The sequence below is a fragment of the Streptomyces sp. VNUA24 genome, from assembly GCF_029167005.1.
Lineage (GTDB): Bacteria > Actinomycetota > Actinomycetes > Streptomycetales > Streptomycetaceae > Streptomyces > Streptomyces scabiei.
In genome coordinates this window covers 9,127,982-9,139,043 of sequence record NZ_CP119143.1, presented here as the reverse complement: position 1 = coordinate 9,139,043, position 11,062 = coordinate 9,127,982, and the positions used below count along the sequence as shown (strand labels likewise).

At 72.3% G+C, this 11,062-nt stretch carries 10 protein-coding genes; 1 reads left to right on the top strand and 9 read right to left on the bottom strand.

What is annotated here, in order from left to right; genetic code table 11:
• Positions 1-4: 4 nt before the first annotated feature.
• The 7 genes from PYR72_RS39335 to PYR72_RS39305 all read right to left on the bottom strand — a co-directional run bounded on the left by PYR72_RS39335 (position 5) and on the right by PYR72_RS39305 (position 7,878).
• Positions 5-793, bottom strand: coding sequence for a carbon-nitrogen hydrolase family protein (locus PYR72_RS39335; protein WP_275459709.1), 789 nt, complete (start codon positions 791-793; stop codon positions 5-7).
• A 210-nt stretch (positions 794-1,003) separates the two neighbouring features.
• A complete protein-coding gene (locus PYR72_RS39330) occupies positions 1,004-2,218 on the bottom strand; it encodes an MFS transporter (RefSeq protein WP_275459708.1) in 1,215 nt (404 codons plus the stop codon).
• A gap of 152 nt (positions 2,219-2,370) precedes the next feature.
• On the bottom strand, positions 2,371-3,840 hold the full coding sequence (locus tag PYR72_RS39325; protein ID WP_275459707.1) for an HAD-IA family hydrolase: 1,470 nt from the start codon (positions 3,838-3,840) through the stop codon (positions 2,371-2,373).
• Between the two features lie 62 nt (positions 3,841-3,902).
• Entirely contained in the window at positions 3,903-4,985 is a 1,083-nt protein-coding gene (locus PYR72_RS39320) for an ABC transporter ATP-binding protein (RefSeq protein WP_275459706.1), read from the bottom strand.
• A 3-nt stretch (positions 4,986-4,988) separates the two neighbouring features.
• Entirely contained in the window at positions 4,989-5,837 is an 849-nt protein-coding gene (locus PYR72_RS39315) for an ABC transporter permease subunit (protein ID WP_275459705.1), read from the bottom strand.
• Positions 5,825-6,727 carry an ABC transporter permease subunit gene (locus PYR72_RS39310; protein ID WP_059083340.1) on the bottom strand — a complete coding sequence of 301 codons (903 nt, stop codon included), beginning with the start codon at positions 6,725-6,727 and terminating at the stop codon, positions 5,825-5,827. The genes PYR72_RS39315 and PYR72_RS39310 overlap by 13 nt, the downstream gene beginning before the upstream one ends.
• Positions 6,724-7,878, bottom strand: coding sequence for an extracellular solute-binding protein (locus PYR72_RS39305; protein WP_275459704.1), 1,155 nt, complete (start codon positions 7,876-7,878; stop codon positions 6,724-6,726). Before PYR72_RS39305 ends, PYR72_RS39310 begins: the two co-directional genes overlap by 4 nt.
• A gap of 228 nt (positions 7,879-8,106) precedes the next feature.
• Here PYR72_RS39305 and PYR72_RS39300 point away from each other — a divergent pair, with 228 nt between their 5' ends.
• Positions 8,107-8,850 (top strand): GntR family transcriptional regulator, encoded by a 744-nt coding sequence (locus tag PYR72_RS39300; protein WP_013005053.1) that lies wholly within the window; start codon positions 8,107-8,109, stop codon positions 8,848-8,850.
• Positions 8,851-8,866: 16 nt separating this feature from the next.
• Here PYR72_RS39300 and PYR72_RS39295 read toward each other — a convergent pair whose 3' ends face one another.
• Positions 8,867-9,319 carry an Lrp/AsnC family transcriptional regulator gene (locus PYR72_RS39295; protein ID WP_059083342.1) on the bottom strand — a complete coding sequence of 151 codons (453 nt, stop codon included), beginning with the start codon at positions 9,317-9,319 and terminating at the stop codon, positions 8,867-8,869.
• Positions 9,320-9,329: 10 nt separating this feature from the next.
• Positions 9,330-10,850 carry an amino acid permease gene (locus tag PYR72_RS39290; RefSeq protein ID WP_275459703.1) on the bottom strand — a complete coding sequence of 507 codons (1,521 nt, stop codon included), beginning with the start codon at positions 10,848-10,850 and terminating at the stop codon, positions 9,330-9,332.
• Between the last annotated feature and the right edge of the window lie 212 nt (positions 10,851-11,062).

Below are 11,062 nucleotides of genomic sequence, written 5' to 3'. Positions count from 1 at the left end.
GGTCTCAGACGAGGGACCCGTACAGGGCGGGGCGCCGGTCCTGGAGGTAGGGGTTCGCCGCGCGCGAGGCCGCGAGGAAGGCGGGGTCGGCGTCGGCGAGGACGAGGTCCTCCTCGCGGCCGGCGCGGGTGCGGGCGACTCCGTCGGGACCGGCCAGCGTGGACAGCCCGACGAACTCGAACTCCCCTTCGCGGCCCACCCGATTGACGTAGGCGACGTACATCTGGTTCTCGAAGGCCCGGACCGGGATCATGGACTCGGCGACGAACTGGAACGGATGCATCTGGGCCGTCGGCACCACCAGCAGGTCGGTCCCGGCGAGGGCGTGGGCGCGGACGTTCTCCGGGAACTCCACGTCGTAGCAGATCAGGAGCCCGACGCGGAGTCCGTTCAGCTCGGCCTGGACGACGGAGCGCTCGCCCGGCGTGAAGTGGTCGCGCTCGAAGCAGCCGAACAGATGGGTCTTGCGGTAGTTCGCCAGCCGCTCGCCGTCGGCGGAGACGAGCTGCGCCGCGTTGAAGACCACGTCACCGGCGCGCTCCGGATATCCGTACACGATCGCGACCCCGTGCCGCCCCGCGATCTCGGCGACCGCGTCGGCCGAGTCCCCGTCGGCGGTCTCGGCGAGCCGGGCGATGTCGTCACCGATCGCGTACCCGGTGAGGAACATCTCCGGCGCCACCACCAGCCCCGCCCCGGCGGCGGCCGCCCGCCCCGCGGCCTCGTCGAGCACCTTCAGGTTCCCGACGACCGAGCCGGGCCGGCCGGAGCTCTGGAGCAGGGCGGTACGCATGCGTGTTCCTCACCGGAAGGAGGTCTGGGGGTCATCTAGACGGTACGGGCGGCTGACCAGGCCGGACAAGGAGGAGCCGTTGCGCGCCGGTGAACGGTTCGTTGCGTCCTGGGCCGGGTCCGCGGCGATTCGTTGCGCGCCTCGGGCGGCGCTTTCCCGTCGTGCGGGGCCCGGTGGGGCCGCCCCGGGCGCAGCCCCACCGGGCGGGTGTCAGGGGCGCGCGGTGGGCTTCCCCCGTCTCGTGACCAGGACCAGCGCCGTCACCAGGTAGGGCACCGCGAACACCGCGAAGACCGTGCTGTGGGCGTGGTCTGCGCCGAGCAGGGCGTACCCGGCGAAGACGGCGACGGTGGCCACTTCGGTGCCCATGCTCGCCACCGAGGTGAGGGTGGCCCGGCGCTCCCCCTCGATCCGGTCCTGGAGCCGGGCGTCGACGAGCACGTTGACCAGCTGGAAGCCGCCGAAGGCGACCCCCACCAGGGCGACACCGGCGGGGGTCGCCGTCAGGGCGCCACCGGCGAGGGTCAGGGCCGAGACGGCGAGTACGACCCCGAGCCCGGCCGTGCCGAGGCGTTCGCCCACGCCGGTCAGCAGACTGCCGACCGTGGGCCCGGCCCAGATCAGCAGCAGGAGGTACGGCACCGTCTGCTGGGCCACCCCGGTGTCGCGGACCAGCAGCGGGGTGTACTCGTCGAGGGCGCCCCAGACCGCGCCGACCGCGGGGACCAGGAGCAGGGCTCCGCGCATGGAACGGCTGCGGCGGGCCTCGGCGAGCCCGGTCCTCAGGGTCGTGAGGGTGGAGGCGCGGTCGGCGCCGCCGACGGCCGTCGGACGGTGCTCGGGGAACCGGGTCGCCAGTACCGAGGTCAGCACGCAGACCAGGACGCTCGCCGCGCCGACGGCCGGGTAGCCGCCGAGGTCGAGCACCGGCCCGGCCAGCCCCATCGCCGCCATCACGGCGATCATCCCGGCCGCCTGGGCCCGGCCGATCACGCGCGCGTACCGGTCGGCGGCGCCGAGCCGGTCCAGTTCGTCGTAGACCAGCGCCTCCAGGGCACCGGAGCCGAGCGCTCCGCGCACGCCCCACAGCACGAAGCCGAGGGCGAAGGCCCCGTAGGACGGCACGATCACCCACAGGGCGAAGCCGACGGCGGTGAGCAGCGGGCCGAGCCACAGCAGCAGCCGTCGGGAGACCGCGTCGGCCCAGGCACCGGAGGGGACCTCCAGCAGGATCCCGGTGATCGACCACAAAGCGAACAGCGAGGAGACCTGCCAGAGGGACAGGCCGGTGTCGCTGAACAGCAGCGCGTACACCGGGTAGAGCAGCACGAAGTCGTCGAGGAACGCGTAGCCGTACAGCGTGGCCGTCAGCCGACGGACACCGCTGGTCCGGGCACCGGGCACACGTGCGGGTGAGAGAGTCATGGGGCCTTCCCGAGGGGGCGGATCGGACGTCGTCGCTGCGGCGTCCGAGGCGGCCCTCGGGAGCGGGCACGGCTGGTGGATCAATGTCGCCAGGTCATGGCACCGATGTTAGTCCGGCGGGCCCGTCCGGCCCACGGGAATATCGGAAGGCATCATGTCCCGGCGGCGGTGAGCAGCGCGAACGTGGTGATCACCGCCGCGTGGTCCGACGGCCAGTCGTTGTCCTCGACGTCCGGCCAGGGGCGGGGGGTGCCGCTGACACAGGTCCGGGAGTCGAGGACCGTGAGGCCCCGGTGCAGCACGAAGTCGATGCGGTCCTGGGGTTCCGGCCGGCCGGAGCCGTCCTCGTGCTCGACGTGGATGGGCGACCAGGTGTGGCCGGGCTCCCGTACGGGGTCGGGGTGGGCCTCCCGGTAGGAGTCGCGCAGACCGGCCGTCTCGGCGGCGAGGGTCACCGGCCAGTCGACGTCGGGCCGGTCCAGATGGGACGGGCTGTTGAAGTCGCCCACGAGGACGACCGGCACACTGCCGTCGATGCGCCGCAGACAGTCCCGCAGCTGGGCGAGCCGGACCTCCTCGTGCGCGATCAGCTCGGCGGCCTCCAGTCCGTCGAAGGCGGCCTCGTAGGGTCCGTAGGGCTTGTAGTCCAGGTGGACCGTCCAGATGTCCACCTCGGCGCCGGAGCCGGTGCGGACGCGGACGCCGGCCGCACCGTAGAAGCCGACGTCCGGGTCGCCGAAGCGGGCCGTGATCGGGTGGCGGCTGATGATGCCGAGGTTGTCGCCCGCCTGGTGGTGGTACCAGCCGAGCGCGTCGGCGAGTTCGCGCGCGGCGGTGCCGTACGTCTCCTGGAGGCCGACCACGTCGGCGCCGGACTCGGTGATGACCTTGAGCTGTTTGGCGCGGTGGTCGCGGACCCTGGTACCGCCGTGCCAGAGGTTCCAGGTCATCACGCGCAGGGCGGGTCCGCCGGGGTCGACCAGCCGGCGCAGGGTCGCCGGGGTCACGGACTCCAGGCTCTCCCGTACGGTCCGTCCCGGGGCCTCCTCGATCGGCGCGAGCGAGGGCACGGCGAGGACCACACAGCCCGCCGCCTCGGCCGAGGTGACTCCGGTGCCGGTGTCCTCGACGGCCACACAGGCGGCGGGCTCGACACCGAGGGCGCGGCAGGCGGCGAGATAGGGGTCGGGGGCGGGCTTGGTGTGCTCGGTGTCGTCGGCGGTGACGGAGACGGCGAACAGGTCGCGGCCGAGGGCGTCGAGGACGGTGTCGGCGACGGCCCGCGGGGAGGCGGTGACCAGGGCGGTGGGGACGCCCTCGCGGGCCAGGGCCCGCAGCAGCTCCAGCGCGCCCGGGCGGGGCACGATGCCGGTGCGGACCCGGTCGGCGAACTCCCGGTGCAGGTCGGCGGCGAGTCCGTCCGGGGCCGCGCCGGTGATCCCGGCGAGCCACGCGGCGGTGTGCTCGACCGGACGGCCGAGGACGTCCGGCTGGTCGGCCTCGGTCAGCGCGCGTCCGAGGCCGGCGGCCACCTCCTCCACCGCGTCCCACCAGAGCCGCTCGGTGTCGACGAGCGTGCCGTCCATGTCGAACAGGGCGGCCTGGAGCGGCAGTCGGGACAAGGGTCTCCCTTTCCGTGGGGGTGTCGGGGTGTCGTCCGGCCGTGGGGGCCGGGCGGGGCCGGTCAGCGGGTGGTGCGCGCGGCGACCAGCACCGGCCGTTCGGGGAGGCTCACGGTGACGGCGGCGCCGGCGCCCATGGTGGCCGCCTCGTGGGTGGGCAGGTCGGCCTTGACCTCGGTGCCGTCGGCGAGCCGCACGGTGAGGCGGGTGGCGGCGCCGAGGAACGCGGTGGCCACCACCCGGGCGTCACCGGTGTCGTCCGCCCGCACCCCGACCGCCTCCGGCCGGAGCAGCACGTCGACCTCCGTGGTGGCCGGCGCCGCGCCGTCCACGGGCAGCCGCCGGCCCAGCACCTCGACCGTCGTACCGTCCAGCCGGCCCGGAATACGGCTCATCGTGCCGACGAACTCGGCGACGAAGGCGGTGGCCGGACGGCCGTACAACTCGACGGGCGCGGCGCACTGTTCGAGCCGCCCGGCGTGCATCACGGCGACCCGGTCGGCCATGGACAGCGCCTCCTCCTGGTCGTGCGTGACGAACAGGGTGGTGATGCCCAGCTCCTGCTGGAGGCGGCGGATCTCGTCGCGGAGCGTGAGCCGCACCTTGGCGTCGAGGGCGGAGAGCGGTTCGTCGAGGAGCAGCACCCGGGGCCGCAGGGCGAGCGCCCGGGCGAGAGCGACGCGCTGCTGCTGGCCGCCGGAGAGCTGGTGGGGGTACTGGGCGCCCTTGTCGGCGAGGCCCACGAGATCGAGCAACTCGGCCGCCCGGGAACGCCGTTCGGCCGTGCGCACCTTGCGCATGCGCAGCCCGAAGGCCACGTTGTCGAGTGCGCTGAGGTGCGGGAAGAGGCTGTACGACTGGAAGACCATCCCGGCGTCGCGCCGGTGGGCCGGGACGCGGGTGACGTCCTCGCCGTCGACGAGCACCTCGCCGGAGTCCGGGTGTTCGAAGCCGGCGAGCATCCGCAGCGCGGTGGTCTTGCCGCAGCCGGACGGGCCGAGCAGCGCGAGCAGTTCACCGGGCCGGACGGCCAGGTCGAGACCGTCGAGGGCCACGGTCGAACCGAACTGCCGCCGCAGGCCCCGGAATTCGACGGTGGCGGCGGTGCCGGTCGCTGATGTCTCAAGATTCTCAAGCACGGTCATCGTTCATCCCCGGGAGGCGGAGGCGGTTGGGGTACGGCCGCCGAAGGAGGCGAGCGCGAGGAGCATGGCCCAGGTGACGAGCAGACTGAGCACCGAGACGGCGACGGAGAGCTGGGCCTGCGAGCCGCTGACGTTGACGATCCACACGGCGAACGGCCGGAAGCCCAGCAGCTGGGCGACGGTGAACTCGCCGAGCACGAGCGCCAGGGTGAGGAACGCCGAGTTGAGCAGCGCCCCGCGCAGGTTGGGCAGGACGGCCCGCACCAGCGCCTGCGGCCAGCTCGCCCCGCAGCTGCGGGCGGCCTCGACGAGGGTGGGTACGTCCATGGCCCGCAGGCCCGCGTCGAGCGCCCGGTACACGAAGGGCAGCGCCATCACGACGTAGGCGAGGACCAGCACCACGGGGAAGTCGGGGTTCTGGATCGCCACGAAGGTCTGGAACAGCGGCGTCCGGGAGAGGTGTTCGGGCCCCCACTTGAGCACGGTTCCGAGGCCCGCGACGAACGCGATCGGCGGCACGACCAGCGGCAGCGAGCACACCACCTCCACGACGGGCCGCAGCTTGGGCGCGCCGAGCCGCAGGGCGACCATGGCGGGCACCATCAGCAGCAGGACGACGGCGATGGTCGCGGCGGCCAGCTCCAACGAGAGCAGCAGGCTGCTGACGAAGCCGTCGGTGCCGAGGATCTGGCCGTAGGCGTCGAAGGTGATGCCCTCGCCCGGCACGTCGACGGTGAAGACCACGGAGGCGGCGAGCGGGACGAGGAAGTAGAGCCCGGCGAGGACGAGGACGAGCGGGCGCCACAGGGCGGGGCGCCGCACGGCCGGGCGCCCGGGGTTCAGGCCAGCCATCGGGCGCTCCGTCGTTGCAGGGGCAGGTACACGGCCATGACCAGCCCGGCGATCAGGACCATGTCGAGGCTGAGGGCGAGCGCCACGTTCTCCTGGCCGACGAGGACGTTGCCGGAGATGGCGTCGGCGATCTGCAGGGTGACCAGCGGGATGGAGCTGCCCACCATGGCGGCGGCGGTGGCGTACGCGGCGAAGGCGCTGCCGAACAGCAGCACGAGTCCGCCGAGCAGCGAGGGCGCGAGGACGGGCAGGGCGACATGGATCCAGTACTGCAGGCCGGTGGCGCCGTTGTTCTGCGCGGCCTCGCGCCACTGGACGCGCAGTCCGTCGAGGGCGGGGGTGATGGTGAGGACCATGAGGGGGATGAGGAAGTACAGGTAGACGATGACCAGGCCCCAGAAGCTGTAGAGGTCCCAGCCCTTGTCGGTCAGACCCAGCCGCCTGGTCAGCACACCGGCGTTGCCGAGGGTGGCGACGAAGGCGAAGGCGAGCGGCACCCCGCCGAAGTTGGCGAGCACCCCGGAGGCGGTGAGCACGGCCTCGCGCAGCGCCGGAAAGCGGGAGGTCACCACGGCCTGGGCGAGCGGCAGTCCGAGGAGGGCGGCGATGCCGGCCGAGACGGCGGACAGCTTCACGCTGCCGAGCATGGCCGTGAGGTAGGCCCCCTGCACGGAAGCCGTCATGTTCGCCGTGCTGTACGAGGAGGCGCCCGTCGCCTGGTCCTTGACGGTGAAGGCGCCGTTGAGCATGGCGATCGCCGGCAGTCCGAAGGCGATCGCGACGAAGGCCAGCAGCGGCAGCACGGCGAGCAGGCCCCCGGGGCGGGGCCGCCGCTTCACGGAAGCGGCGGCCACCAGTGCGGGGTCGGCCCCGGTGACGACGGCGGTCACCCGGAGACCGCCTTGGCCCAGCCCTGTCCGAGGACGTCCTTGGCCTTGGTCTGCTGGTCCTCGGTCGGGAACTCGGGGGTGCCCTCGACCTCGGGCAGCTTGGCCGCGGCCGTCTTGTCGAGGGTGCCGGCCTTCTCCATGGCGGGCATCAGGGCGGGGCGGGCGTATCCGGCGAGCCACAGGTTCTGGCCCTCGGCGCTGTAGAGGTACTCCTGCCAGAGCCGGGCGGCGGCCGGGTGGGGCGCGTCCTTGTTGATGGCCTGGGAGTAGTACTGGGAGAACTTGCCGTCCGCGGGGACGACGACCTTCCAGTCGACGCCCTTGGACTTGAACTCGTCGGCGTACCCGGCGTTCAGGTAGTCCCAGTCGATGCTGATGGGCGTCTCGCCCTTCTCGACGGTGGCCGGCGTCGACTCGACGGGCGTGTAGTTGCCGTTCTTCTTCAGCTTGGCGAAGAAGTCGAGGCCGGGCTGGATGTCGTCGAACGATCCGCCGCTGGCCAGGGACGCCGCCCAGACGCCGCCGAAGGCGGAGCCGGACTTGGTGGGGTTGCCGTTGAGGGCGACCTGGCCCTTGTACCGCGGCTTCAGCAGGTCGGCGAAGGTCTGCGGGCACTGCTTCACGCGCTTGGCGTCGCAGCCGATGGATATGTAGCCGCCGTAGTCGTTGTACCAGCGGGCCTTCGGGTCCTTCTGGACCTCGGGGATGTCGCCGAACGCGGCCACCTTGTAGGGCGCGAGCAGGCCCTGCTGGGCGGCGCTGATGGCGAACGAGCTGCCGAGGTCGAGCACGTCGGGCGCCCGGTCCTGTCCCTTGCGGGAGGTGACGGCGTTGATCTCGTCCTGGCTGGCCCCGTCCGGGTTCTCGACCTCGATCTTGATCCCGTACTTCTTCTGGAAGCCGTCGATCAGCGCGCCGTAGTTGGCCCAGTCCCGGGGCAGGGCGATCGCGTTGAGCTTGCCTTCCTTCTTGGCCGCCGCGACCAGCGCGTCCATGCCGCCGAAGTCCTTGGCCGAGGTCGCGGTGGCCGCGTTGACGCCGTCGTCGGTGGTCTTGGTCTCGGGGGCGGCGCCACAGGCGCTGAGGGTGAGTGCGGCGGCGACGGCGAGACCGCCGCCGATCACGGCGGTTCTTGTCAGGAAGAGGGTCACGAGCTCTCCAGGGGTGCGCGCGGCGGAACGATCTGGGTGGAGCACTTGTCTGAACAAGTTGGCCTCATTACGTCCGCGCTTCATATCACGCAGGTAAACTCCCGCGAAATACTCGTGCACGTTTTCCCGCACAATCGCTGCTCTTTACCGGGGTCCGGCACTTGCCGGCTCCGCTCGCTAGGCTGGGCGCGCTGTGCACAGCCGGCGAAGGACGAGCGGAGGGGGACCATGGCGGCGCGACACGAGGAGATCGCCGAGGAGCTGCGGCGGGCGATCGACCGTGAGGACCACACGGTCGGGAGTCTGCTGCCGCCGGAGACCGAACTCGCGGCCCGCTACGGCGTCTCGCGGGGCACCGTGCGGCAGGCGGTGGCGACCCTGACCGCCGAGGGTCTCATCGGCTCCCGCCAGGGCGCCCGCCGGGTGGTCCTGGCCGGCCGTCGCAGCCAGAGCTTCGCGGAACTGCGCAGCTTCGCCCAGTGGGCGCGCGCGATGGGCCGGGAGGCGACGGGCCGGGTGATCTCCCAGGAGTACCGGACGGCCACCGCCGAGGACCGCGTACGCCTCCAGGTCGCCACCGGCGCCCGTGTCCTGCACGTGCTACGGCTGCGCGGGCTCGACGGCCGGCCCGTCCTGCTGGAGCGCACGGTCTACGCCGACTGGATCTCCCCCGCCGTCGAGCCGATCGAGGCGGACTGCCCCTCGGTCACCCAGCGCCTGCTCGACGACACGGGCCTGGTCTTCGCCTACGGCGAGCACGTCATCGACGCCGTGGCAGCCGGCGCCCAGGACGCCGAGTTCCTGGCCGTGCGCCGCACGAGCCCGCTGCTGCGGGTCCGGCGCGTCACCACCACCCGCGAGGGCCGGCCGGTGGAGTGGTCCGACGACCGCTACCGCCCGGACTCGGTGAGTTTCAGTGTGCACAACTCGATAGGGAACAACGCCCTGGCGAGGAAGACCGCGGCCCCCTGAGGCCGGGCGGGGCCGCTCAGCCGGGCGCCCCGGAGGAGAACCGGCGCAGCAGCGGCGAGAGCACCAGCACCGACTTGGTCCGCTCGACGAACGGCTCTCCGGCGATCCGCTCCAGCACCCGCTCGAAGTGCCGCATGTCCGAGGCGAAGACCTGCACCACGGCATCGGCCTCGCCGGTGACGGTCGACGCCGCGACGACCTCCTGATAGCGCTCCAGCCCTCGCTGGATCGTCTCCGGCGAGGTGTTGCGCCGGCAGTAGATCTCGACGAACCCCTCGGTCTCCCACCCGAGCGCGGCGGGATCGACCCGGACCGTGAAGCCGGTGATCGCCCCGGTCGCCCGGAGCCGGTCCACCCGCCGTTTGACCGCGGGCGCGGACAGCCCGACGATCCGGCCGATGTCGGAGAAGGAACGGCGGGCGTCCTCGGCGAGGGCGTGCACGATGCGTTCGTCGAGATTGTTCAGCACTGCGGGTGGATCACTTCTCTGGAGTCGACGGGGACGGGGGAACCGGCGGGGACGAGGGGTTCGCGGGGACCGGGGCCGCCGCGAGACGCGAGCGCCGGAAGCCGTAACTGAAGTAGAACACGAGCCCGGCGGCCATCCAGACGCCGAAGACGACCCAGGTGACGGTGTCGAGGCTGCCCATCATCCAGACGCAGAACGCCAGTCCGAGTGCGGGCAGCACCGGCGACAGCGGCACCCGGAACGTCCGCGGCATGTCCGGCCTCGTCCGCCGCAGCACCACGACGGCCACGTTGACCAGCGCGAACGCGAACAGCGTCCCGATGCTGGTGGCGTCCGCGAGCTGGCCGAGCGGAATCGCGGCGGCGAGCACACCGCAGAACAGCGAGACGATCACGGTGTTGACGCGTGGCGTCCCGGTCCCCGGGTGCACGCGGGAGAACACCTTGGGCACCAGTCCGTCCCGGGACATGGCGAACAGGATCCGGGTCTGCCCGTACAGCACGGTGAGCACCACACTGGCGATGGCGATGACGGCCCCGGCCGCCAGCAGCGTCCCCCAGAACGCGTCGCCGGTGACGTCCTTCATGATCCCGGCGAGGGCGGCCTCCGACTCGCCGAACGCCCTCCAGGGCCGCGCGCCGATCGCGACGGCGGCGACCAGCACGTACAGCGCGGTGACGATGAGCAGCGACAGCATGATCGCGCGCGGCAGGTCGCGCTGGGCGTCCTTCGCCTCCTCACCGGCGGTCGAGGCCGCGTCGAACCCGATGTACGAGAAGAAGAGGGTCGCCCCGGCCGCACTGACCCCGGCCATGCCGAGCGGCATGAAGTTCTCGTAGTTGCCGGACCGGAAGCCCTGCACGCCGATGAGGCAGAACAGCAGCAGGGCGGCGATCTTCACCACGACCATGATCGTGTTGGCACGTGCGGACTCCCGGGCCCCGCCCAGCAGGAACGCCATCGCGAGCAGGACGACGATCAGCGCGGGCAGGTTGAAGACGCCCCCGTCGCCGGGCGGCGCGGACAGCGCGTCCGGGATGGTGACGCCGATCGTCCCGTCCAGCAGCTCGTTGAGGTACTCGCCCCAGCCGACCGCGACGGCCGCCACCGAGACCCCGTACTCCAGCACCAGGCACCAGCCGCAGACCCAGGCCACCAGCTCGCCCATCGTTGCGTACGTGTACGAGTACGAGGACCCGGAGACGGGGATCGTGCCGGCCAGTTCCGCGTACGACAGGGCGGAGAACAGCGCGGTGAGACCGGCTATCACGAAGGAGACGGTGACGGCGGGCCCCGCCTTGGGCACGGCCTCGCCGAGGACGACGAAGATGCCGGTGCCGAGGGTGGCGCCGATGCTGATCATCGTCAGCTGCCACAGTCCGAGGGACCGCCGCAGCGATCCGCCCTCGCCCCGGCCGCCCTCCGCGACCAGGCGTTCCACGGGCTTGCGGCGCATCAGCCGCGCCCCGACGCCGCCGGACGGCGGGGCGGACCGATTCTCGTGGTGCGGGGGTGCGCCTTGGTCGAGCACGCGTGGCTCCTTCATCGCTGCCGGTCAGGGCGGGTGAGGACCGACAGCACCGGACAGCAGGGGCCACCGAGCAGGAGGTCCCCGCCACGCCACGTACAGCGCCTGACCCTATGAGCCGGAGCTTCACGAGCGTAATGCGGCAACCTTGCGCGCCGACGCAAGATCATTGCGTTACTCGCGGGTGCGCGAAGGTTCGTTGCACGGGCCGTTCG

Bases quoted from the DNA above. Each gene is read 5' to 3' on its own strand.
- PYR72_RS39335 (WP_275459709.1), bottom strand. From the start codon at position 793: ATGCGTACCGCCCTGCTCCAGAGCTCCGGCCGGCCCGGCTCGGTCGTC.
- PYR72_RS39330 (WP_275459708.1), bottom strand. From the start codon at position 2,218: ATGACTCTCTCACCCGCACGTGTGCCCGGTGCCCGGACCAGCGGTGTC.
- PYR72_RS39320 (WP_275459706.1), bottom strand. From the start codon at position 4,985: ATGACCGTGCTTGAGAATCTTGAGACATCAGCGACCGGCACCGCCGCC.
- PYR72_RS39315 (WP_275459705.1), bottom strand. From the start codon at position 5,837: ATGGCTGGCCTGAACCCCGGGCGCCCGGCCGTGCGGCGCCCCGCCCTG.
- PYR72_RS39300 (WP_013005053.1), top strand. From the start codon at position 8,107: ATGGCGGCGCGACACGAGGAGATCGCCGAGGAGCTGCGGCGGGCGATC.